This window comes from Streptomyces flavochromogenes, from assembly GCF_000717595.1.
Lineage (GTDB): Bacteria > Actinomycetota > Actinomycetes > Streptomycetales > Streptomycetaceae > Streptomyces > Streptomyces flavochromogenes.
In genome coordinates this window covers 57,645-80,309 of record NZ_JNZO01000027.1, presented here as the reverse complement: position 1 = coordinate 80,309, position 22,665 = coordinate 57,645, and the positions used below count along the sequence as shown (strand labels likewise).

Here is a 22,665-nt window from a genome sequence, read left to right as displayed (position 1 = left end):
GAGAGTCGTGGCGCGACCTCGTGTGGGTGTGGCGGTACTGACGATGGGCACCCGCCCCGACGAGCTGCGGGCGCTGCTCGACGCCGTGGCGGCGCAGGACGAGGCCGCCACCCGGATCGTGGTCGTCGGCAACGGCACCGGGACCCTGCCGGAGCTCCCCGAGGGCGTGACCGGCGTCGAACTGCCCGAGAACCGGGGCGTGTCCGGCGGGCGGAACGTCGCGATCGAGACACTGCGCGCGTTCGGCGACGTCGACGTGCTGGTGGACCTCGACGACGACGGCCTGCTCGTCGACACGGACGTCTTCCGCCGCCTGGCCGACCTGTACGAGGGGGACGACGCCCTCGGCGTCGTCTCGTTCCGCATCGCCGACGAGACGGGCGAGACGCAGCGCCGCCACGTCCCGCGCCTGGGGGCGAAGGACCCGATGCGCGGCGGGGAGGTCACGACCTTCCTGGGTGGCGGCCACGGCCTGTCGATGGCGATGCTCGACGAGATCGGCGGCTGGCCGGAGGACTTCTTCTTCACCCACGAGGAGACCGACATGGCCTGGCGCGCCCTCGACGCGGGCTGGAAGGTCGTCTACGAGCCGAAACTCCTCCTCCAGCACCCGAAGACCAGCCCGGCCCGGCACGCCGTCTATTACCGGATGACCGCCCGCAACCGCGTCTGGCTCGCCAAGCGCAACCTGCCGGCCCTGCTCGTCCCCGTCTACCTGGGCGTCTGGACCCTCCTCACGCTGGCCCGCACCCGCTCCCTGCCGGGCCTCGCGTCCTGGTTCGCCGGCTTCGCGGAGGGCGTCCGCCGCTCCTGCGGGCCCCGCCACCCCATGCGCTGGTCCACGGTCCGCCACATGACCCGCCTCGGCCGCCCACCGGTCATCTGACAAGGAGACCACCGGCCCCCCGAGGGCGCGGAGCCACGGAGCCCCGACGGGCTTCGGGACGCCGGGGACTGCTCGGCCGACCATGATCGACTCGTGGACAGCGCGGTCGGGATCCGGCAGGATCGGCGGATGCTGATGCGGGAAAGACCGGTGGTGGTCGCGGTGTGCGGGTCCCCGGGGGCCGGAAAGACCACCGTCGCCCGCGCGACGGCACGCCGCCTCGGCGTGCCGTTCCTGACCCGGGACGAGATCAAGCTCGGACTCGGGCTGTCCTCCGCCACCGTCGCGAAGGACGGTGGCATTCGGCCCGCCCCGGACTTCCACATCGCCGGCGGCCCTTTGAGCCTCCGCGCCGAGACCGTGATGGTGAACACGGCCCGGCTGCTCGCCTCCTCAGGGGTGAGCTTCGTCGTCGAGTCCTCCGTGCTGTCGCGCGAACTCCTGGACGCGCTGCTCGCCTGTGACGCCCGCGTGCTCGCCGTTCACGTCGTCGCCCGTGAACCGGTCATCGACGCACGCCTCCGCGCCCGGGTGGCCGAAGGCGGTGCCGTCGACCGACAGCTCTCGTCCCGGTTCCGGCGAGGCGAGATGAAGCGGTCGATCTTCGAGCCGCCTCCTGGGGCCGATGCCGTCGTCGAATGCGACACCTCGGACGACGATGATCCCGACATCGAATCCATCGAGGCGGCGTTCGTCGCCCTGATCCGCTGACGGAGCGCCTCTCGGAGGCACCCGGCCCGGAACACAGACAGGTGAGGCCGGTACTGAGATCAGTACCGGCCTCACCTGGTGTTACGGCTGTCGGGGTGGCGGGATTTGAACCCACGACCTCTTCGTCCCGAACGAAGCGCGCTGCCAAGCTGCGCTACACCCCGATGTCGCTGCTTTGTTGTTCACGTCGCGGCGACATCGATTACTTTAGCCCACGCGCGCGCTGAGGCGAAATCCGGTTTTCGGGCGGTCGCGGCGCAGGTCGGATGCGGTCCGGGCCGACCACGGTGATGCAGAGCACCACGCCGCCGGTCCGCGGCGCGGGCAGCGGCGTACGGCCGGTCCAGGCGCGGACGGCGCCCCGGCCGAGGACGAGGGCGGCAGGCCGCGGAAGACCGCCGCGTACGGCCTGCGGGTGGTGGGGAGCACGGCGGACGCGGGGACGGCGGACGCGCGGTGCGGCGAGAGCATGCCCCCACCGCAGAGGTCAGGCGCGGGCCGTCAGCGTCAGGAGAGTGACCTCGGGCGGGCAGGCGAAGCGGACCGGGGTGAAGCGGCTGGTGCCGCAGCCCGCCGAGACGTGGAGGTACGCCGTACGGTCGCCGACCGTGTGGGTGGAGAGGCCCTTCACCCGGTCGGTGTCCAGGTCGCAGTTGGTGACGAGCGCCCCGTAGAAGGGGATGCACAGCTGGCCGCCGTGGGTGTGCCCGGCGAGGAGCAGCTCGTACCCGTCGCCCGTGAAGGCGTCGAGCGCGCGCAGATACGGGGCGTGGACCACGCCCACCGAGAAGTCGGCCGACTCGTCGGGACCGCCGGCCACCCGTTCGTACCGGTCGCGCTTGATGTGCGGGTCGTCGACGCCGGTGAACGCGAGGTCCGCCTGCGGGAGCTTGAGCCGGCCGCGGGTGTTGGTGAGGTCGACCCAGCCCGCCGCGTCGAAGCCGTCCTTGATGTCCTCCCACGGGTTGTGGACGGCGCCGACGACCGGCTTGTTGCCGTTGAGGCCGTGCCGGCCCTGCGCCCTCTCGAGGAGGTAGCGGGCGGGGTTGCGGAGCCGGGGCCCGTAGTAGTCGTTGGAGCCGAAGACGTACACGCCCGGAAACTCCATCAGCGGGCCGAGCGCGTCGAGAACCTCCGGTACCGCTTCCGGGTCGGAGAGGTTGTCGCCGGTGTTGACGACGAAGTCCGGGCGGAGCCCGGCGAGGGACTGGAGCCAGGCGCGCTTCTTGCGCTGGCCGCTCACCATGTGGATGTCGGAGACCTGGAGGACCCGCAGATCGGCCATGCCGGGCGGGAGCACCGGGACCGTCACACGGCGGAGCCGGAACGAGCGGGCCTCGAAGCCCGCCGCGTAGACGATTCCCGCGGCCGCCGTCGCCGTGAGGCCTGCCGTGATCTTCAGGGGGATGCCGTACCGTGCGCGCATCCCCCCATCGTCGCAGACCCTCCGGGCGTAAATGCGCGGGCGGGTGGGGCGGCACACCTGCCACACTTGACCCCATGACCACGCTGAAGGCGAAGCTCCAGGCCGACCTCAACGCCGCGATCCGGGAGCGCGACGAACTGCGCTCCTCGACCCTGCGGCTGACCATCACCGCGATCCAGAAGGAGGAGGTCGCGGGCAAGACCAAGCGCGAACTCTCCGACGACGAGGTGCAGAAGGTGATCGCCAAGGAGGCGAAGAAGCGCCGCGAGGCCGCCGACGCCTTCGCCCAGGGCGGTCGCGCGGAGTCGGCCGAGCGGGAGAAGGCGGAGGGGATCCTCCTCGACGCGTACCTGCCGAAGCAGCTCAGTGACGAGGAGCTCGACGGGATCGTCGCGGCGGCCGTCGCGGAGGCGAAGGCGGCCGGCGCCGAGGGCCCGCGTGCCATGGGCGCCGTCATGAAGATCGTGAACCCGAAGGTGGCCGGCCAGGCCGACGGCGGCCGCGTCGCCGCCTCCGTGAAGAAGCTCCTCGCGGGCTGACCTCCGGGCATCGGCAGGCTGTACGAGGAAGGGCGCCCCACCGAAGTGGGGCGCCCTTCCTCGTGCCTCTACGGCGTCAGCGGTTCCTGCCGCGGCCGTTGTCGTCGCCGGGCCCACCGATCACGCCCGGCGGGAGCGTGATCCCGGGGAACGGGTTGGTGCCGGTCGGCGGCTTGTTGTCGCCCGGCTTGGCGGGCTTGTTCGGGCCCTCGTCCCCCTCCTCCGGGTCCTTGGGCTTGGCGGCCCGCGGTACGGCGATGGGGGCGAAGCTCGGCTTGTCGGAGGCGTCGAGGGCCCCGGTCATCGCGATCTTCCAGATGGGGCCCGGGAGGCAGCCGCCGCAGACCTTCTCGTAGTACTCGCCGCCGATGGTGAGGTCGAACATCTCGCGCCGCTCGCCGACGTCGTCGCCGACCCAGACGGCGGTGGAGAGGTTCGGGGTGTAGCCGACGAACCAGGCGTCCTTGCGGCCTTCGGTGGTACCGGTCTTGCCCGCGTTGTCGCGGTCGCTGAGACCGGCCTTGGTACCCGTGCCGTCCTCGACGACGCCCTTCAGCATCTGGTTGATCATGTCGGCGGTGCGCTCGCTCATCGCCCGGCTGCACTTGCTGTCCGGCACGTTGAGCTTTTCGCCGTTGGCCGCCTTGACCGACTCGATGGTGATCGGGGTGCAGTACATTCCGCGGTTGGCGAAGGTCGCGTAGACGGAGGCCATGTCGAGCGGCGTGCTCTCGAGGCTGCCGAGGGTGGCGGACGGGCTCTGCTTGATGGGCTTGCCCAGCTCGCGCTCGTAGCCGACCTTCTTCGCCATGGTCAGCGTCTCGCAGAGGCCGGCCATCTGTTCCAGCTTGGCGAAGTAGGTGTTGATGGACTTCCCGAGGGCGCTCGTCATGTCGTACGAGCCCTTCTCGGACTTGAGCTCGTTCTGGACGGGCCACTCGAGGTTGCCGGCGGGCGCCCCGTCGCAGCGCGTGAAGTCGCTCTCCGACATGCTGATCTTCCACGGGGTGTCGAAGCTCTGCGCCGGGCTCAGCCCCTTCTCCAGGGCCGCGGCCGCCGTGATCGGCTTGAAGGTCGAGCCGACCGGGAAGCCGTACGTCGTGCCGCCCATCTTGCTGCCGACGGCGAGGTTCAGCGTCGTCTGGTGCTGCTTCTGGTCCAGGCCGTACGGGCGGGACTGGCTCATCGAGAGGATCTTGCCGGTGCCGGGCTGCACCTGGACGACGGCGGTGGCGACCGGGTCGTCCTTGTTGACCCTGGCCACGGCGGCCTCGTTCGCGGCCGCCTGCGCCTTCGGGTCGAGCGTGGTCTTGACGGTGAGACCGCCCAGGTTCCACAGCTTCTGGCGCTCCTCGGCCGTCTTGCCGAAGATCGGGTCGCTGAGGATCGTCTTGCGGACGTAGTCGCAGAAGAAGCCGGCGCCGTCGACGGCGGTGATGCAGCCGTTCCTCGGGGTCTTGACCTTCAGCTTGAGCGGAGCGGCCTTCGCCTTGTCCGCCTCGGCCTGGCTGATGTCCTTCACGTCGGCCATCCGCTGGAGGACCACGTTGCGGCGCTTGGTGGCTTCCTGGATGTCGTTGATCGGGTCGTAGCGGCTGGGCGACTGGACGAGACCGGCCATCATCGCCGCCTCGCCGAGGCTCAGGTCGGCGGCGCGCTTGGAGAAGTACCGCTGGGAGGCGGCCTCGATGCCGTACGCCTGCTGCCCGAAGAACGTGATGTTGAGGTAGTTCTCCAGGATCTTCTTCTTGCCCAGCTCCTCCTCGACCTGGATCGCGAACTTCAGTTCGCGGACCTTGCGGCCGATGGTCTGCTGGGTGGCCTGCGCGACCTTCTCGGGGTCGTCACCGGCCTCCTCGACGAAGACGTTCTTCACGTACTGCTGGGTGAGGGTGGACGCGCCCTGCGCGACCCCGCCCGACTGCGCGTTGCGGTTGATCGCGCGCAGCACGCCCTTGAGGTCGATCGCCCCGTGCTCGTAGAAGCGGCCGTCCTCGATCGCGACGATCGCCTTCTGCATGTACGGGGAGATCTTGTCGAGCGGGACGACCGTCCGGTCCCGCGAGTACACCGTGGCGATCAGACCGCCCTCGGAGTCGAGGATCTTGGTGCGCTGGCTCAGCGGTGGGGTCTTCAGATTGGAGGGGATCTCGTCGAACCCCTCGACCGTGCCCTTCGCGGCCAGGCCCAGTGCGCCGGCCGCGGGCAGGGCGATGCCCGCCAGCACGGCTCCCGCGAGCACACTGACACCGAGGAACTTGGCGGCCTGCTGGGTCCCGGTCAGACCTCCGCCGGAGCGCTTCTTTGCCATGGGGGGCAGCCTAATCCGTAGTGATGTGCGAACCGCAGGAGCGGGGGCCTCTCGGAGCGTTCGAGTACCAGACCGTGACATCCGGCGGCGGCCCTGCCGTCGAGGCCTCGACGTGGTGGCGGCTCCGCTGTCGCCGGCTCGTCCCCTGTCCTTGACGGCAGGACGACGTCAGGCGCCTACGTTCTCATTCGCCGGACACACGTATATGCCTTGGCCTAAGCTGCTCCCAACTGTCACAGCAGTGTGGTCTGGCATCAAGACCCGGGTGTGACTTCGGCATGAATTCCCGTGACCCCGAAACGCGGGGACCTCGTGTCCGATTCCGGCTCATGCGTCACACGGTGCCCGAAGTGGCACCGTCAAAGAAGGGCGTATCCAGGCGATATGTCCGCTATCACACGCATGTCCTTCGATCACTCCCCTGGGTGATCTGACGCGCACGCATAGTCCGTTCGGGCCATCCAAGATTGGGCCCGAAGGGGGTGTTGCGCTGTGCCCACCTTCCGTAACGTCCCAACTGGCAGCGGTGAATATGCCGCTGCCGCCGTGGGGGAGCCTCGATTCGGGAGAGGACGGCGCCGGTATGGGCTGGGTAGCTGACTGGAGTGCGCAGGCGGCCTGCCGCACTACCGATCCGGATGAACTTTTCGTGCAGGGAGCGGCACAGAACAGGGCAAAGGCGGTGTGCACCGGATGCCCGGTGCGGACCGAGTGCCTCGCCGACGCCCTCGACAACCGCGTGGAGTTCGGTGTGTGGGGCGGCATGACGGAGCGCGAGCGGCGCGCCCTGCTGCGCCGCAGGCCGACGGTCACCTCGTGGCGCCGGCTCCTCGAGACCGCGCGCACGGAGTACGAGCGTGGAGCGGGCCTGCTGCCCGTGGCGATCGAGGACGACGCGACGTACGAGGCGTACGCCGCGGTCGGCTAGGCCCCGGTGGGCAGGGCCCCGACGGGCCGGGCCTTGGAGGCCCGGGCCTCGACAGGGGTCCGTACGACGAGGGTTACCGCCCGGCCGTGAGCCGGTCGCCGATGGCCCGCAGCCCGGCGAGGTCGTGTACATCGCCGGGCAGGGCCGCCACTTCGGTCACCGCCACCTCGGGGTGAAGCGCGGTGAAGCGGTCACGGGTGCGCTGCTCACGCGCGAGCACCCGCATGCGCTCGGCATGCAGGCGCAGAAGTCCCGCGGTGAGATGTCGTACGTCTGTGTCGTCTCCGTGCTCTGCGTCGTCTACAGCTGATTCCTGTGCCGGGTCGGCTGTGGGGGCAGCCTGGGGTACGGGAGGTGCGGTGGCGGCGGTGGCGAGGTCTGACAGCTCGGGCTCGGTGGCCGGGGAGCCACTCCGGTCAGTCTTCCCGGCCCCCTGATCCACAATGCGCCCCTCGTCAAGATTTTCCGCCGCGGCCCGCGCCCGCTCGGCCGAAAGCAGGGCGGCGGCGCTGCCGTGCACGCGGTTGAGGACGAGACCCGCCAGCGGCATCTCCTCGGCGGCCAGCCGCTCCACGAAGTACGCGGCCTCCCGCAGCGCGTCCCGCTCCGGCGTGGCCACCACGAGGAAGGCCGTGCCCGGGGCCTGGAGCAGCTTGTACGTGGCGTCGGCGCGGGTCCGGAAACCGCCGAACATCGTGTCCATCGCCGCCACGAACGTCTGCACGTCCTTGAGGAACTGACCCCCCAGCAGCTTGCCGAGGGTCCCCGTCATCATCGACATGCCGACGTTCAGGAACTTCATCCCTGCCCGGCCGCCCACCTTCGCCGGCGCCATGAGCAGCTTGATGAACTTCCCGTCGAGGAACGACCCGAGCCGCTTCGGCGCGTCCAGGAAGTCCAGCGCGGAGCGGGACGGCGGGGTGTCCACGACGATCAGGTCCCACTCGTCGCGCGCCCTGAGCTGGCCCAGCTTCTCCATCGCCATGTACTCCTGCGTACCGGCGAATCCGGCCGAGAGCGACTGGTAGAAGGGGTTCTCCAGGATCGCCCGCGCCCGGTCGGGCTCCGCGTGCGCCTCGACGATCTCGTCGAAGGTCCGCTTCATGTCCAGCATCATCGCGTGCAGTTCGCCGCCGTCGGAGCCCTTGATGCCGTCGACCTTGCGCGGGGTGTTGTCGAGGGAGTCGATGCCCATCGACTGGGCCAGGCGGCGGGCCGGGTCGATGGTGAGGACGACGACCCGGCGGCCGCGCTCCGCCGCCCGTACGCCGAGTGCCGCCGCCGTCGTCGTCTTGCCGACCCCGCCCGCCCCGCAGCAGACGATGATGCGGGTGCCGAGGTCGTCGATCAGCGGGTCGAGGTCCAGGACGGGAACCGCGTCGAGTCCGTGCGTCTCGGGGGACTTCTCCGTCACGCGCCCACCCCTTGCTTCCGCAGTTCCTTCGCCAGCCGGTAGAGACCCGCGATGTCCGCCCCGTCCCCAAGGAACGGGAGCTCGTACGAGGGCACGCCGATCGCGTCCAGGACCGCGCGCTGCGCCCGCTCCAGCTCCACCCGCCGGGCGTGCTCGGACGCCTGGTCGAGGAGCGGCTCGACGAGCGCCGTACCGCCCGCGACGCCCACGGAGGCCAGCGTTCTGGCGATCGCGTCCCGGTGGTCGCCGGAGGCGGCCCGTACCGCCGCCTCGTCGAGGACGTGCGGCCGGACCATGTTCACCACGACCCGCCCCACCGGCAGTTCGGCCGCGCGGAGCTCCGCGATGCCGTCCGCGGTCTCCTGGACCGGCATCTCCTCCAGGAGGGTCACGAGGTGCACGGCCGTCTCGGGGGACTTGAGGACCCGCATGACGGCCTGCGCCTGGTTGTGTATCGGGCCGATCCTCGCCAGGCCGGCCACCTCGTCGTTGACGTTGAGGAAGCGGGTGATGCGGCCGGTGGGCGGCGCGTCCATGACCACGTGGTCGTAGGTGTGGCCACCGTGCTTCTCGCGCCGCCGGACCGCCTCGCACGCCTTGCCGGTCAGCAGGACGTCCCGTACGCCCGGCGCTATCGTCGTCGCGAAGTCGATCGCGCCGAGCTTCTTCAGGGCCCGCCCCGCCGTGCCCAGTTTGTAGAACATCTGGAGGTAGTCGAGGAGCGCGCGCTCGGCGTCGATCGCCAGCGCGTACACCTCGCCGCCGCCCGGGGCGACGGCGATCTTGCGTTCCTCGTACGGAAGGGCCTCCGTCTCGAAGAGCTGTGCGATGCCCTGTCTGCCTTCGACCTCGACGAGAAGGGTGCGCTTGCCCTCCGTCGCGAGGGCGAGCGCGAGGGCGGCGGCGACCGTCGTCTTACCGGTACCGCCCTTGCCGCTGACGACCTGGAGCCTGCTCACGCTGTCGAGCCTAACCACTGGCGGCCGCGCCCAATCAGGAGGCCGCCCCTGAGAAGCCCCCTAGGGGCTTCGTGCCGATCAGGCCGGGCCGCTCGACGAGGCCTCTCGGGGCCGGCTGAAGGGCAGCCTCGGAGAGCCGCACCGCGTCAGCGGATACAGTCGGGCCCATGACCAAGTGGGAGTACGTCACGGTGCCGCTTCTGGTGCACGCGACCAAGCAGATTCTGGACACCTGGGGCGAGGACGGCTGGGAGCTCGTCCAGGTCGTGCCCGGGCCGAACAACCCCGAGCAGCTCGTGGCCTACCTGAAGCGGGCCAAGTCGTGAGCGGGACCGTCGAGGCGAAGCTCGCCGAACTCGGCCTGACCCTGCCCGCCGTGGTGCCGCCGCTGGCCGCCTACCAGCCTGCCGTGCAGTCGGGCGTCTACGTCTACACCTCGGGCCAGCTCCCGATGGTGGGCGGCGAACTCCAGCTGACCGGCAAGGTCGGCGCCGAGGTCACCGCCGAGGAGGCCAAGAAGCTCGCCGCCACCTGCGCGCTGAACGCCCTCGCGGCCGTGAAGTCGGTCGCCGGCGACCTCGACCGGATCAAGCGGGTCGTGAAGGTCGTCGGCTTCGTCGCCTCCGCCTCCGACTTCACCGGGCAGCCGGGCGTCATCAACGGCGCCAGCGAGCTGCTGGGCGCGGTCCTCGGCGACAAGGGCGTGCACGCGCGCAGCGCCGTCGGCGTGGCCGTGCTGCCGCTCGACGCCCCGGTCGAGGTCGAGGTCCAGGTCGAGCTCGTCGAGGCCTGACCCTCCGCCGTACGACCTTCGGTGCGACTCGGCCGTGCGACGCCGCCGTACGACCTTCCGTGCGCGACACAGAGCCGGTTCCTCCGCGCGGGCCCGCAAGGGTCCACGCGGCGGGAACCGGCTCTCGTGCATTCAAGTACTTGCGCATAGCATCCGGCCATGTCGAATGGTCAGTGGTACCCGCCCGAGTGGCCCGATCGCATCCGCGCCCTCGCCGCCGGTGAGCTCACCCCGGTGACCCCGAGGCGCGCCGCCACCGTCCTGCTGCTGCGGGACGGGGCCGCCGGTCCCGACGTCCACATGCTGCGCCGCCGCGCCTCGATGGCCTTCGCGGGCGGCGCGTACGCCTACCCCGGTGGCGGGGTCGACCCGCGCGACGAGCACCCGGTGCGCTGGGCGGGGCCCTCCCTGGAGACCTGGGCGGCCCGGCTCGGCCTCGACGACCCCGCGCAGGCCCAGGCCGTGGTCTGTGCCGCCGTGCGCGAGACGTACGAGGAGGCGGGCGTCCTGCTCGCCGGGGAGACCGGGGACGCGGTCGTCGGCGACACGACCGGCGCGGACTGGGAGCGGGACCGGGAGGCGCTCGTCGCCCGGGAGCTGTCCTTCGCCGACTTCCTGGACCGGCGCGGGCTCGTCGTCCGCTCCGACCTGCTCGGCGCGTGGGCCCGCTGGATCACGCCGGAGTTCGAGCAGCGCCGGTACGACACCTGGTTCTTCGTGGCCGCCCTGCCGGCCGGGCAGCGCACCCGCAACGCCTCCACGGAGGCCGACCGGACCGTCTGGATCCGTCCGGCGGACGCCGCGGCCGGCTACGACCGGGGCGAGCTGACGATGATGCCGCCGACGATCTCGACCCTGCGCACCCTGGAGCCGTACGGCACGGCCGCCGAGGCCCTCGCGGGGGCGCGGGAGCAGGACATGAGCCCCGTGCTCGCCCAGGCGCGTCTGGACGGCGACGAGCTGGTCCTGAGCTGGCCGGGCCACGAGGAGTTCACCAAGATCATCCCGATGGGAGGTGCCCGATGAGCGACGCCGCCGCCCTGCCGGGCCAGCCGCGCGGCCTCGTGGTCTCCGGGCCCGCGACCGACCGCGCCGTGAACGTCCTCGCGCCGAACCCGTCCGCGATGACCCTCGACGGCACCAACACCTGGCTGCTCTCCGAGCCCGGCTCCGACCTCGCCGTCGTCGTCGACCCGGGGCCGCTCGACGAGAGCCATCTGCGCCATGTGATCGACACCGCCGAGAAGCTCGGCAAGCGGGTCGCGCTCACGCTGCTGACCCACGGCCACCCGGACCATGCCGAGGGCGCCGGGCTCTTCGCCGAGCTGACCGGGACGGCCGTACGGGCCCTCGACCCGGCGCTGCGGCTCGGCGACGAGGGGCTCGGCGCGGGGGACGTGGTGGCCGTCGGCGGCCTGGAGCTGCGGGTCGTCCCGACGCCCGGCCACACCTCCGACTCGCTCTCCTTCCACCTGCCGGCCGACCGGGCCGTCCTGACGGGCGACACGATCCTGGGGCGCGGCACGACGATGGTCGCCCATCCGGACGGGCGCCTCGGCGACTACCTGGACTCGCTGCGGCGGCTGCGCTCGCTCACCGTCGACGACGGGGTGCACACGGTCCTGCCGGGGCACGGACCGGTCCTGGAGGACGCCCAGGGGGCCGTGGAGTTCTATCTGGCGCACCGGGCGACCCGGCTGGCCCAGGTGGAGACGGCGGTCGAGAGCGGCCACCGGACGGCCGCGGAGGTCGTGGCCCATGTGTACGCGGACGTGGACCGCTCGCTGTGGCCGGCGGCCGAGCTGTCCGTACGGGCGCAGCTGGAGTACCTGAGGGAGCGCGGTCTGGTCTGAGCGGCGGGGCGGAGTTGTCACGATCCGGAACCGTGCGGGACCCCGGCGCGTCGGTCGTCTTGACCTGTGCTTTACGCTCCGCTTACTTCTGGCCGTAGCTTTCGGGGGGAACGCCCGTGTTCGTCATCGCCATCCTGCTGGTCATAGCCGCAGCGGTGCTCTTCTTCGTCGGCCGAGCCAACGACTCCAAGGGGCTGAAGTTCGGTGCCCTCGGCGCGGTCGTGGCCGGCGTGTTCTCGCTGATCGTGAGCATGACGTACGTGATCAGCGCGTACGAGGTCGGTGTGCCGGTCGCGTTCGGCAAGGTCGGCTCGCCCATGACCTCCGGCATGCACGTGAAGTCGCCCTTCACCGACGTCACCACCTTCTCGACCCGCCCGGTCGACCTCAACCTCTCCGACAAGGACGTGGTCGAGGTCCGTTCCTCGCAGGGCGGTGTCATGTACGTCGAGGTGACCGTGAAGTGGGCCGTCGTCCCGAGCAAGGCCGTGGAGCTCTACAAGCTCGCGGGCAGCGAGGACTCCATCCAGCAGCGCCTCGTCTACCCGGACAGCCGGGAGATCGTCCGTAACGTCTTCGCCCGCTACACCAGCGAGCAGGGATACGCCTCCGACCGCGAGAAGATCAACGCCGAGATCGGCACCCTGATCAAGGAACGCCTGGTCCCGCGCGGCATCGACGTGACCACGGTCAACCTGCGCAACGTGAAGCCCTCGGACGCCCTCCAGGGCCAGATCGACCGCAAGATCCAGCAGCAGCAGGCCACCGAGCGCGCCACCGAGGCCGCCCGCACGGCCAAGGCCGAGGCCGACCGCCGCAGGATCGAGGCGGAGGGCATCGCCCGCGCCAACAAGATCCTCAACGACTCGCTGACCGACCGGGTCCTGATGAACCAGTGCATCGACGCGTTCAAGGAGGCCGCGGCGAAGAACCCGATCTACACCGTGCCCTGCGCGAACGGCTCCTCGGCGCCGGTGATCGTGGACGGCTCGAAGCGCTGACGCCGAGCCCGTAGGCGTACGCGAAAGGGCCGCCCCGGCCGACAGGCCGGGGCGGCCCTTTCGCGTACGAGGATTGTTTGTCGCTCGCGTACGAGGATGCTTACCGCGAGCGCTTCGCGAGGCGCTCCACGTCCAGCAGGATCACGGCGCGGGCCTCCAGACGCAGCCAGCCGCGCTGGGCGAAGTCGGCGAGCGCCTTGTTGACCGTCTCGCGGGAGGCGCCGACCAGCTGGGCCAGCTCCTCCTGGGTGAGGTCGTGGACGACGTGGATGCCCTCCTCCGACTGCACGCCGAAGCGGCGCGACAGGTCGAGGAGCGCACGGGCGACACGGCCCGGCACGTCGGAGAAGACCAGGTCGGACATCTGGTCGTTGGTCTTGCGCAGTCGGCGGGCGACGGCGCGCAGCAGCGCGGTGGCCACCTCGGGGCGGGCGTTCAGCCAGGGCTGGAGGTCGCCGTGGCCCAGGCCGAGCAGCTTGACCTCGGTCAGCGCGGTCGCGGTGGCGGTGCGCGGGCCCGGGTCGAAGAGCGACAGCTCACCGATCAGCTCGCCGGGGCCGAGGACGGCCAGCATGTTCTCCCGGCCGTCGGGGGAGGTGCGGTGCAGCTTCACCTTGCCCTCGGTGACCACGTACAGGCGGTCGCCGGGGTCGCCCTCGTGGAAGAGCGCGTCGCCACGGGCGAGCGTCGCTTCACTCATCGAGGCGCGCAGCTCGGCAGCCTGCTCGTCATCGAGCGCCGCGAAGAGCGGGGCGCGCCGCAGAACGTCGTCCACGAGTTCTCTCCATACTGTCGACCTGCTCAGGGACCTGCGTCCCATGATGCCGGACGTACAAAACCGTGCGATCAATCACAACAAGTTTGACGTACCGAGTCGCTCGTCCGTACGTCAGGGGCCCGATTGGGCGCTGATCGGCCACGCCCGGGGCGGATGTCGGTGGTGGCCCCTAGGCTGGCCGGGTGTCCAACTCGCCGGTGAGAGCGCAGGCCAAGGGGGCTGAAAGAGTGTCGGCCGAAGGTAATTCCGCTGTGGGCGAACACGGCGTGTCGAAACGGGTGAAAGCCGTAAATCGGAAGCCCGCCAAGGTCGCCGAGCCCGCGAAACCCGCGAACTCCACCAAGGCGGCCAAGCCCGCGAAGCCCGCCAAGGCCGCGAAGACCGCCGAGTCCGCGAAGACCGCGAGGCCCGCCAAGGCGGCCAAGCCTGCGAAGGCCGCGAAGCCCGCCAAGGTCGCCGAGTCCGCGAAGCCCGCCAAGGTCGCCGAGTCCGCGAAGCCCGCCAAGGTCGCCGAGTCCGTGAAGCCCGCCAAGGTCGCCGAGTCCGTGAAGCCCGCCAAGCCCGAGTCGCGGCTCGCGATGGTCCGCCGGGCCCGCAGGATCAACCGCGAGCTGGCCGAGGTCTTCCCGTACGCCCATCCGGAGCTCGATTTCCGCAACCCCTTCGAGCTGCTCGTCGCCACGGTCCTCTCGGCGCAGACCACCGACCTGCGGGTCAACCAGACCACCCCGGCACTCTTCGCGAAGTACCCCACGCCCGAGGACCTCGCCGCCGCCGTGCCCGAGGAGGTCGAGGAGCTCATCCGCCCCACCGGCTTCTTCCGCGCCAAGACCAAGTCGATCATGGGTCTCGCCGCCGCCCTCCGGGACGACTTCGGCGGTGAGGTCCCCGGCCGCCTCGAAGACCTCGTCAAGCTCCCCGGCGTCGGCCGCAAGACCGCCTTCGTCGTCCTCGGCAACGCCTTCGGGGTCCCCGGCATCACCGTCGACACCCACTTCATGCGGCTCGTCCGGCGCTGGCGGTGGACCGAGTCCGACGACCCCGTGAAGATCGAGGCCGAGGTCGCCACGATCTTCCCGAAGAGCGAGTGGACGATGCTCTCGCACCGGGTGATCTTCCACGGCCGCCGCATCTGCCACGCCCGCAAGCCGGCCTGCGGCGCCTGCCCGATCACCCACCTCTGCCCGTCGTACGGAGAGGGCGAGACCGACCCGGAGAAGGCGAAGAAGCTGCTCAAGTACGAGATGGGCGGCTTCCCCGGCCAGCGGCTCGACCCGCCGCCCGGTTACCCGGGCCGCCCGGCGCCCCCACTGGGCGCGAGCGACGGCTGAGCCCGTTCCCCGGCCCACCCGCAAGAGCTCCAGAGGGAACGAACCCGTCCATCGATCGCGTTGTGAAACTCGGGGGTGCCTATGACGCGCACTGACGAAGAGATCCAAGGGCCCGGTACCGGCGGGCTGCTCAGCAAGGACGGGCTGCCCGACTGGCTCGGACCCGTCGACCGGGCCGCCCGCACGGTCGAGCCCGAGCAGCTGAGCCGCTTCCTGCCGCCCGCGAGCGGCGCCGGGCGGCAGTCCGCCGTCCTCGTCCTCTTCGGCGAGGGCGACCGCGGCCCCGAGCTGCTGCTCATGGAGCGGGCCGGCAGCCTCCGCTCGCACGCGGGACAGCCCTCCTTCCCCGGCGGCGCCCTCGACCCCGAGGACGGCGACCCGGCGGACGGCGGACTCCTGCGCGCCGCCCTGCGCGAGGCCCAGGAGGAGACGGGGCTCGACCCGGCCGGCGTCCAGCTCTTCGCCGTCCTTCCCCAGCTCTACATCCCGGTCAGCGGCTTCGTCGTCACCCCGGTCCTCGGCTGGTGGCGCGCCCCCAGCCCCGTCGGGGTCGTCGACCCCGGCGAGACCGCCCGGGTCTTCACCGTGCCCGTGGCAGATCTCACGGATCCGGCGAACCGCGCGACCGCGGTCCATCCGAGCGGCCACCAGGGCCCCGCCTTCCTGGTCGCGTCGGCTCTGGTCTGGGGTTTTACGGCCGGAGTGATCGACAGACTGCTGCATTTCTCCGGCTGGGAGCAGCCCTGGGACCGGTCCAAGCAGGTCCCGCTCGACTGGCGCTCATGACAGGCTGAACCCCGGCGGACTGGCTGATCCCCGGCGACCGGAAACGAATCTGCGAGGCAATTGACGGTGAACGTGCTGGACATCTTGTTGCTGCTCGCCGCCGTCTGGTTCGCGATCATCGGTTACCGCCAGGGCTTCGTGGTCGGCATCCTGTCGGTGATCGGATTCCTCGGTGGCGGCCTCGTCGCCGTGCTGCTGCTGCCCATCCTCTGGGACCAGCTCACCGACAACAGCGAGGTCTCGACCACGGCGACGGTCGTCTTCGTGATGGTGGTCATCGTCTGCGCCTCCGTCGGTCAGGCCTTCACCACCCACCTGGGCAACAAGCTCCGCCGCCACATCACCTGGTCGCCCGCCCGTGCCCTCGACGCCACCGGCGGCGCCCTGGTCAACGTCGTCGCGATGCTGCTCGTGGCCTGGCTGATCGGCTCGGGCCTCGCCCGTACCACCATGCCCACCCTGGGCAAGGAGGTGCGGAACTCCAAGGTCCTGCTCGGCGTCGAGCAGGTGATGCCCGATCAGGCGTCCCGCTGGTTCGACGACTTCAGCTCCACCCTGGCCCGCAGCGGCTTCCCCCCGGTCTTCAGCCCCTTCGCCAACGAGCCGATCACCCCGGTCATGCCCCCCGACCCGGAGCTCGTCCAGAGCCCGGTCGCGGCCCGCGCCCAGCGCTCCATCGTGAAGGTCGTCGGAACGGCGCAGAGCTGCGGCAAGGTCCTCGAAGGCACCGGATTCGTCTTCGCCGACCGCCGCATCATGACCAATGCCCACGTCGTCGGCGGCGTCGACGAGCCGACCGTCCAGATAGGCGGCGAGGGCAGGCTCTACGACGCCAAGGTCGTCCTCTACGACTGGCAGCGGGACATCGCCGTCCTGGACGTGCCGGACCTCAGGGCCACGCCGCTGACCTTCATCGACGAGGACGCCCGCAGCGGCGACAGCGCGATCGTCGCCGGATTCCCGGAGAACGGCTCGTACGACGTGCGCTCGGCACGCGTGCGTGGCCGCATCAACGCGGACGGACCCGACATCTACCGCCGGGGCGAGGTGCGCAGGGACGTCTACTCGCTGTACACGACGGTCCGCCAGGGCAACTCCGGCGGCCCGCTCCTCACCGTCGACGGCGAGGTGTCCGGAGTGATCTTCGCCCGCTCCCTCGACGACGCGAACACCGGCTACGCCCTGACCGTCGACGAGATCCGCGAGGACATCGAACTCGGCAGGACCGCGAACCAGCAGGTCGACACCCAGGCCTGCGCGCTGTAGGCCCGCTGCGCCCTCCGAGGCCGGGGCGCCCGCCGCCTCTGCGGCGGCGGGCGCCCACGGCGCTGTCAGGTGCTGTTACGGGGTGTCGCGGGGATGCCTGAGCCGGGCCGAGACCCAGCGGGCCCGGCGGCGCAGGATGCGTGAGATCCCCACCTCCTGCGCGGCGTGCGCTCCACCCGGGTCCGGCGGTCCGGCCCCCTCGTGGGAGCCCTGCCCTGCGGCCGAGCGGCGGTTGCGTGCTGTCGTGTCACCGTAGTCGTGCGTCCAGCCCATACCTCGACGTCTGCCCGTGCCCCAAGGTCGGTAACCACCCGGGGGCCCGCCAATTGGAGTATGCGCGAGGCACATGGCCGTTCGAAGGAAGTCTGTACGCACCGGGGCGGCCAGAGGGACCGTCAGCGGTCGGCCGGGGCCCTGTCAGCGGTCCGGCTCGGGGTCTTGTCAGCGGTCCGGTTCAGGGTCCTTCAGCCAGTTGATGAGCTCCGTCGAGAAGGCCACCGGGTCCTCCTCGTGCGGGAAGTGACCGAGCCCGTCGAAGAGCCGCCAGCGGTACGGCGCCTCCACGTACTCGCCCGATCCCGCGGCGCTGCGGGTGCGCATCACCGGGTCGAGGGAGCCGTGCAGATGCAGGGTCGGCACCCGCACCGGCCGCTTCATGCGCCGGTTGAACTGGATGCCGTCGGGGCGGGCCAGGGACCGCACCATCCAGCGGTACGGCTCGATCGAGCAGTGCGCCGTCGACGGGACCAGCATCGCCCGCCGGTACACCTCGATCGCCTGCTCCTCGGAGGCGCGGACGGGCTGCGGCCCCGACCAGTCCCGGATCAGCTCGCCCACCAGCGCCGCGTCGTCCGCGACGAGCTGCCGCTCCGGCAGCCACGGCCGCTGGAAGCCCCAGATGTGCGAACCGGCCCGCGACTGCGCGAAGTCGGAGAGCATCGCCGAACGCCAGCGGCGCGGGTGCGGCATCGACGACACCACGAGCCGGCGCACCAGCTTGGGGCGCATGACGGCCGCCGTCCAGGCGAGGTAACCACCCAGATCGTGCCCGACGAGCGCCGCGTCCGGCTCGCCCAGCGAGCGGATCACACCGGTGACGTCGAGCGCCAGGTTGGCGGGGTCGTAACCCCGCGGGGTGCGGTCGCTGCCGCCGACCCCGCGCAGGTCCATCGCGACGGCTCGGAACCCGGCCTCGGCGAGGAGCGGCAGCTGATGGCGCCAGGTCCACCAGAACTGCGGGAAGCCGTGCAGGAGCAGCACCAGCGGGCCGTCGCCCATCTCGGCGATGTGGAAGCGGGCGCCGTTGGCGGCCACGTCGCGATGGGTCCACGGCCCGTCGAGCCGGACGGGCCCGCCGTTGCTGCTCTCGGGGAGGGTCATACGGACGAGCGTGCCACAGTGGGGGCCTTGTCCAGCGCCTTGTCCAGTGCGCCGACGGGCTCCGGACGCGGGTGCGGCTTGACGGTGGAGATCACCGCGGCCGTCTGCTTGGCCGAGGCGATGGACTTCTCCGGCGGCTTGACCTTCTTGAACTTGGCGTACGCGATCACGCCGAGCAGCACCGCGAGCAGCACGTTCGCCGCGAAGGACAGCAGGAAGCACCAGACGAGGTTCCAGCCCCCGTTGCCGTTGTGCCCGCCGGTCCAGGTGTTGATGGCGTACGCGAGCGCGAAGCTCAGCATCGGCAGCGAGAACAGCAGTACGACCGCGGCGGTGATGCCGGCCGCGCTCCCGATCACGCCGCGCTTGACGTCCTGCCTGATCTCGGCCTTCGCCAGGGCGAGCTCGTCGTGCACCAGTGCGGACATCTCGGCGGTCGCCGAGGCGACCAGCTGGCCGAGGCTGCGCTCGGTGCCGTCGTACGGGTCGCTCATCGCTGCTCCCTCTTCTCTTCTGCGGTCCGAGTTCTCTTCTACGCGGTCCGACTCAGATCATGCCGGACGGTCGGCCCCGTCGCGCGGTGCCCCCGCCAGTTGGGCGCGCTCACGGTGTTCCGCGGCCTTCCTCTCGTAGATCTCGGCCATCCGCAGGTGGAACGCCGGGTTGTCCTGCTCGTAGATGTCGGGGATGCCGTCCTCGTCCTCGTCGCGCTCCTCGTCGGAGACCAGGGCCTGGTACCTGCGGACCCGCAGCTTCAGCAGGACGGCGGCGAGGACGGCCGCGATGAGCGAGCCGACGAGGACCGCGGCCTTCACCTCGTTGGTGAGGGCCTCGTCCCCGGCGAAGGCGAGCTCGCCGATGAGCAGCGACACGGTGAAGCCGATGCCGGCGAGGGTGGCGACGGCGAAGACGTCCGGCCAGGTCAGGTCGGGGTTGAGCTCCGCACGGGTGAAGCGGGCGGCGAGCCAGGTGCCGCCGAAGATGCCCACCGCTTTGCCGACGACGAGGCCGAGGACGACGCCGAGGGTGACGGGCTGGGTGAAGACGTCGTGGATCGCGCCGCCGGAGATGCTCACGCCCGCCGAGAAGAGCGCGAACAGCGGGACGGCGAGGCCGGCCGAGAGCGGGCGGACGAGGTGCTCGATGTGCTCGCCGGGGGACTGCTTCTCGCCCTCCCGGGTGGTGCAGCGGAGCATCAGGCCCATGGCGACACCGGCGATCGTGGCGTGGACGCCGCTGTTGTACATCAGGCCCCAGATGACCAGGGCCAGCGGGACGTACACGTACCAGCCGCGGACCTCCTTGCGGAGCAGCAGCCAGAAGAGCAGCAGTCCGGCGAAGGCGCCGCCGAGCGCGGCGAAGTTCAGGTCGCTGGTGAAGAAGATCGCGATGATCAGGATCGCGAAGAGGTCGTCGACGACGGCGAGGGTGAGCAGGAAGGCGCGCAGCGCGGCGGGCAGCGAGGTGCCGATCACGGCGAGGACGGCGAGCGCGAAGGCGATGTCGGTGGCGGTGGGGACGGCCCAGCCGTCCATCGAGCCGTTGCCGAGGGTGTTGACCAGGACGTAGACGAGGGCAGGGGCGGCCATGCCGCAGATCGCGGCGATGACGGGGAGCGCGGCGGCCTTGGGGTCGCGCAGTTCGCCCGCGACGAGCTCGCGCTTGAGCTCGATGCCGGCGACGAAGAAGAAGATCGCGAGGAGGCCGTCGGCCGCCCAGTGCTGGATCGAGAGGTCGAGGCCGAGGGCGGCGGGACCCAGGTGGAAGTCGCTGACGGACTCGTAACTGCCGCCCAGGGTGTTGGCCCAGATGAGAGCGGCGACGGCGGCGACGAGGAGCAGGACACCACCGACGGTCTCGGTGCGCAGGGCGTCGGTGAGGTACTGGCGCTCGGGCAGGGGGAGACGGCCGAGGAACTTGCGGTCGGTGGGTGCGGGCGCGGCCACGTGGGGAAAACCTCCGGTCGGGTGGGCAGGACTGAGCACATGCCGACCAGACTTCCCGGCGCACCTAGGTTTTCTTGTCGCGTCGTTGACGCGGTCCTTACTTTACCTAAAGAGCGTGGGTTGGGTCCGGCGAGATTAACTTTAGGGATATATGCGGGTTTCGTCCCTTCGGGAACGAGCACGCGAAGCGCCCGCCCCCACTGGCTCGGGGCGGGCGTCTCGCGTCGTACGGCGGGGTTCCTCCGCCGTACGGGCCGGGCTCAGTCCTCGCTGGAGGCGGACGGCAGCTGGGTCTGGATGAGCGACATGACCGAGGAGTCGGTCAGCGTCGTGACGTCGCCCAGCTCGCGGTTCTCCGCCACGTCACGCAGCAGACGCCGCATGATCTTGCCCGAGCGGGTCTTCGGCAGCTCGGCCACCGGCAGGACGCGCTTCGGCTTGGCGATCGGGCCGAGGGTCGCGCCGACGTGGTTGCGGAGCTCGGCGACCAGGTTCTCCCCCGCGTCAGCGGACGATGCCACCGTCTCGCTGGCCGTACCGCGCAGGATGACGAAGGCGACGATCGCCTGCCCGGTGGTCTCGTCGGCGGCGCCGACGACGGCCGCCTCGGCGACGGCCGGGTGTGAGACGAGGGCCGACTCGACCTCGGTGGTCGAGATGTTGTGACCGGAGACGAGCATGACGTCGTCGACCCGGCCGAGCAGCCAGATGTCGCCGTCCTCGTCCTTCTTCGCCCCGTCACCGGCGAAGTACTTGCCCTCGAAGCGGGACCAGTAGGTGTCGATGTAGCGCTGGTCGTCGCCCCAGATGGTGCGGAGCATCGACGGCCACGGCTCGGTGAGGACCAGGTAGCCACCGCCGCCGTTCGGCACCTCGTTGGCCTCGTCGTCGACGACGGTCGCGGCGATGCCCGGCAGCGGGCGCTGGGCGGAGCCCGGCTTGGTCTCGGTGACGCCCGGCAGCGGCGAGATCATCATCGCGCCGGTCTCGGTCTGCCACCACGTGTCCACGATCGGGGTCTTGCCCGCGCCGATGTGCTCGCGGTACCAGACCCAGGCCTCGGGGTTGATCGGCTCGCCGACCGAACCGAGCACCCGGAGGCTCGACAGGTCGAACTTGGCGGGGATGTCGTCGCCCCACTTCATGAAGGTGCGGATCGCGGTCGGCGCCGTGTAGAGGATCGTGACGCCGTACTTCTGCACGATCTCCCAGAACCGCCCCTGGTGCGGGGTGTCCGGGGTCCCCTCGTACATGACCTGCGTCGCGCCGTTGGCGAGCGGGCCGTAGACGATGTACGAGTGCCCGGTGACCCAGCCGATGTCGGCGGTGCACCAGTAGACGTCGGTCTCCGGCTTGAGGTCGAAGACGGCGTGGTGCGTGTAGGCGGCCTGGGTGAGGTAGCCGCCGGAGGTGTGCAGGATGCCCTTCGGCTTCCCCGTGGTGCCCGAGGTGTAGAGGATGAAGAGCGGGTGCTCCGCCTCGAAGGCCTCCGGGGTGTGCTCGGCGGACTGGCGGGCGACGATGTCGTCCCACCACACGTCGCGGCCCTCGGTGAACGCGGTCTCCTGGCCCGTACGGCGGACCACGAGGACGTGCTCGACCTGCGGGCACTTGGCGACGGCCTCGTCGATGGCCGGCTTGAGGGCGCTCGGCTTGCCGCGGCGGTAGCCGCCGTCGGCGGTGACGACCAGCTTGGCGTCGGCGTCCTGGATGCGCGAGGCGACGGCGTCGGCCGAGAAGCCGCCGAAGACCACCGAGTGGGCGGCGCCGACGCGGGCGCAGGCCAGCATGGTGATGGCCGCCTCGGGGATCATCGGCAGGTAGACCGCGACGCGATCGCCCTTGCGGACACCCAGCTCGGTCAGGGCGTTGGCCGCCTTGGAGACCTCGTCCTTGAGCTCGGCGTAGGTGATCGAGCGGCTGTCGCCCGGCTCGCCCTCGAAGTGGATGGCGACCCGGTCGCCGTGGCCGGCCTCGACGTGCCGGTCGACGCAGTTGTACGCGACGTTCAGCTCGCCGTCCGCGAACCACTTCGCGAACGGCGGGTTCGACCAGTCGAGGGTCTCGGTCGGCTCGGTGGCCCAGGTCAGGCGCTTGGCCTGCTCGGCCCAGAAGCCCAGCCTGTCCGCCTTGGCCTGCTCGTACGCCTCCGCCGTCACGTTGGCGTGCGCGGCCAGCTCGGCGGGCGGCGAAAATCGACGCTCTTCCCGAAGCAGATTGGCCAGGCTTTCGTTGCTCACGACATCTCCCTTTCCCAGGGCGTCCTCTGTGCGTATGTGTCCCGCGTCATAGCTCATCAGTCGGAGGCCCGGGTGACAAGAGTCTCCAGGCAATTGGTTTAGACCTGTGAGGTGTAG

Annotated in this window: 22 protein-coding genes and 1 tRNA gene; 12 read left to right on the top strand and 11 right to left on the bottom strand. The window is 70.8% G+C overall.

All coding sequences use genetic code 11. From position 1 onward, the window contains the following. The first annotated feature begins 7 nt into the window (after positions 1 to 7). Both IF00_RS0130180 and IF00_RS42870 read left to right on the top strand, forming a co-directional pair. On the top strand, positions 8 to 886 hold the full coding sequence (locus IF00_RS0130180; protein ID WP_030323475.1) for a glycosyltransferase family 2 protein: 879 nt from the start codon (positions 8 to 10) through the stop codon (positions 884 to 886). 93 nt (positions 887 to 979) lie between these two features. Further along, positions 980 to 1,597, top strand: a complete 618-nt coding sequence (locus IF00_RS42870) for a P-loop nucleotide/nucleoside kinase family protein (RefSeq protein WP_051820682.1) — start codon at positions 980 to 982, stop codon at positions 1,595 to 1,597. Positions 1,598 to 1,687: 90 nt separating this feature from the next. Here IF00_RS42870 and IF00_RS0130170 read toward each other — a convergent pair. Together IF00_RS0130170 and IF00_RS0130165 are read right to left on the bottom strand one after the other, a co-directional pair. Then, positions 1,688 to 1,761 (bottom strand) — tRNA-Pro (locus IF00_RS0130170). A gap of 323 nt (positions 1,762 to 2,084) precedes the next feature. Next, positions 2,085 to 3,023 (bottom strand): metallophosphoesterase, encoded by a 939-nt coding sequence (locus IF00_RS0130165; RefSeq protein ID WP_030323472.1) that lies wholly within the window; start codon positions 3,021 to 3,023, stop codon positions 2,085 to 2,087. A 74-nt stretch (positions 3,024 to 3,097) separates the two neighbouring features. Between IF00_RS0130165 and IF00_RS0130160 the strand changes: the two genes are divergently transcribed. Then, positions 3,098 to 3,562 carry a GatB/YqeY domain-containing protein gene (locus tag IF00_RS0130160; protein ID WP_030323470.1) on the top strand — a complete coding sequence of 155 codons (465 nt, stop codon included), beginning with the start codon at positions 3,098 to 3,100 and terminating at the stop codon, positions 3,560 to 3,562. A 76-nt stretch (positions 3,563 to 3,638) separates the two neighbouring features. Here IF00_RS0130160 and IF00_RS0130155 read toward each other — a convergent pair whose 3' ends face one another. Continuing rightward, complete coding sequence (locus IF00_RS0130155; protein WP_030323469.1) at positions 3,639 to 5,873, bottom strand: transglycosylase domain-containing protein; 2,235 nt, start codon at positions 5,871 to 5,873, stop codon at positions 3,639 to 3,641. Positions 5,874 to 6,456: 583 nt separating this feature from the next. Between IF00_RS0130155 and IF00_RS0130150 the strand changes: the two genes are divergently transcribed. After that, positions 6,457 to 6,801 carry a WhiB family transcriptional regulator gene (locus IF00_RS0130150; protein ID WP_015034550.1) on the top strand — a complete coding sequence of 115 codons (345 nt, stop codon included), beginning with the start codon at positions 6,457 to 6,459 and terminating at the stop codon, positions 6,799 to 6,801. A 73-nt stretch (positions 6,802 to 6,874) separates the two neighbouring features. Here the strand turns inward: IF00_RS0130150 and bagB are convergent, their stop codons facing one another. Together bagB and bagA are read right to left on the bottom strand one after the other, a co-directional pair. Continuing rightward, complete coding sequence (gene bagB / locus IF00_RS0130145) at positions 6,875 to 8,215, bottom strand: ATPase BagB (RefSeq protein ID WP_030323467.1); 1,341 nt, start codon at positions 8,213 to 8,215, stop codon at positions 6,875 to 6,877. Then, entirely contained in the window at positions 8,212 to 9,174 is a 963-nt protein-coding gene (bagA, locus tag IF00_RS0130140; RefSeq protein ID WP_030323466.1) for an ATPase BagA, read from the bottom strand. Before bagA ends, bagB begins: the two co-directional genes overlap by 4 nt. Positions 9,175 to 9,341: 167 nt before the next feature. On the opposite strand from bagA, the gene sp36 reads away from it, so the two are divergent. The 5 genes from sp36 (at position 9,342) to IF00_RS0130115 (ending at position 12,821) form a co-directional block, all read left to right on the top strand. Next, entirely contained in the window at positions 9,342 to 9,500 is a 159-nt protein-coding gene (gene sp36, locus IF00_RS45220) for a Sp36 family protein (protein WP_015034547.1), read from the top strand. Continuing rightward, the gene (locus IF00_RS0130130) at positions 9,497 to 9,967 is read left to right on the top strand and encodes a RidA family protein (protein ID WP_030323465.1); all 471 of its coding nucleotides are present in this window, start codon (positions 9,497 to 9,499) and stop codon (positions 9,965 to 9,967) included. Before sp36 ends, IF00_RS0130130 begins: the two co-directional genes overlap by 4 nt. Positions 9,968 to 10,126: 159 nt before the next feature. After that, a complete protein-coding gene (locus IF00_RS0130125) occupies positions 10,127 to 10,993 on the top strand; it encodes an NUDIX hydrolase (RefSeq protein WP_030323464.1) in 867 nt (288 codons plus the stop codon). Continuing rightward, the gene (locus IF00_RS0130120; RefSeq protein ID WP_030323463.1) at positions 10,990 to 11,820 is read left to right on the top strand and encodes an MBL fold metallo-hydrolase; all 831 of its coding nucleotides are present in this window, start codon (positions 10,990 to 10,992) and stop codon (positions 11,818 to 11,820) included. Before IF00_RS0130125 ends, IF00_RS0130120 begins: the two co-directional genes overlap by 4 nt. Positions 11,821 to 11,936: 116 nt before the next feature. Next, positions 11,937 to 12,821, top strand: coding sequence for a prohibitin family protein (locus tag IF00_RS0130115; protein ID WP_030323462.1), 885 nt, complete (start codon positions 11,937 to 11,939; stop codon positions 12,819 to 12,821). A 100-nt stretch (positions 12,822 to 12,921) separates the two neighbouring features. On the opposite strand, the gene IF00_RS0130110 is transcribed toward IF00_RS0130115, so the two are convergent. After that, positions 12,922 to 13,596, bottom strand: a complete 675-nt coding sequence (locus IF00_RS0130110) for a Crp/Fnr family transcriptional regulator (protein ID WP_015034542.1) — start codon at positions 13,594 to 13,596, stop codon at positions 12,922 to 12,924. A gap of 281 nt (positions 13,597 to 13,877) precedes the next feature. Between IF00_RS0130110 and nth the strand changes: the two genes are divergently transcribed. The 3 genes from nth to IF00_RS0130095 all read left to right on the top strand — a co-directional run bounded on the left by nth (position 13,878) and on the right by IF00_RS0130095 (position 16,982). After that, positions 13,878 to 14,930 carry an endonuclease III gene (gene nth, locus IF00_RS0130105; protein ID WP_106975899.1) on the top strand — a complete coding sequence of 351 codons (1,053 nt, stop codon included), beginning with the start codon at positions 13,878 to 13,880 and terminating at the stop codon, positions 14,928 to 14,930. 81 nt (positions 14,931 to 15,011) lie between these two features. Further along, complete coding sequence (locus IF00_RS0130100) at positions 15,012 to 15,716, top strand: NUDIX hydrolase (protein WP_030323459.1); 705 nt, start codon at positions 15,012 to 15,014, stop codon at positions 15,714 to 15,716. A 66-nt stretch (positions 15,717 to 15,782) separates the two neighbouring features. Beyond that, the gene (locus IF00_RS0130095) at positions 15,783 to 16,982 is read left to right on the top strand and encodes a MarP family serine protease (RefSeq protein WP_030323457.1); all 1,200 of its coding nucleotides are present in this window, start codon (positions 15,783 to 15,785) and stop codon (positions 16,980 to 16,982) included. 75 nt (positions 16,983 to 17,057) lie between these two features. On the opposite strand, the gene IF00_RS47165 is transcribed toward IF00_RS0130095, so the two are convergent. From IF00_RS47165 to acs, 5 genes are all read right to left on the bottom strand, one after another. Beyond that, positions 17,058 to 17,255 (bottom strand): hypothetical protein, encoded by a 198-nt coding sequence (locus tag IF00_RS47165; RefSeq protein ID WP_030323456.1) that lies wholly within the window; start codon positions 17,253 to 17,255, stop codon positions 17,058 to 17,060. Positions 17,256 to 17,423: 168 nt separating this feature from the next. Next, entirely contained in the window at positions 17,424 to 18,362 is a 939-nt protein-coding gene (locus IF00_RS0130085; RefSeq protein ID WP_030323455.1) for an alpha/beta fold hydrolase, read from the bottom strand. Further along, the gene (locus tag IF00_RS0130080) at positions 18,359 to 18,856 is read right to left on the bottom strand and encodes a phage holin family protein (protein WP_030323454.1); all 498 of its coding nucleotides are present in this window, start codon (positions 18,854 to 18,856) and stop codon (positions 18,359 to 18,361) included. Before IF00_RS0130080 ends, IF00_RS0130085 begins: the two co-directional genes overlap by 4 nt. Positions 18,857 to 18,913: 57 nt before the next feature. Continuing rightward, positions 18,914 to 20,308 carry a Na+/H+ antiporter NhaA gene (nhaA, locus tag IF00_RS0130075; RefSeq protein ID WP_030323453.1) on the bottom strand — a complete coding sequence of 465 codons (1,395 nt, stop codon included), beginning with the start codon at positions 20,306 to 20,308 and terminating at the stop codon, positions 18,914 to 18,916. 260 nt (positions 20,309 to 20,568) lie between these two features. Beyond that, positions 20,569 to 22,548, bottom strand: a complete 1,980-nt coding sequence (gene acs, locus IF00_RS0130070; RefSeq protein WP_030323452.1) for an acetate--CoA ligase — start codon at positions 22,546 to 22,548, stop codon at positions 20,569 to 20,571. Between the last annotated feature and the right edge of the window lie 117 nt (positions 22,549 to 22,665).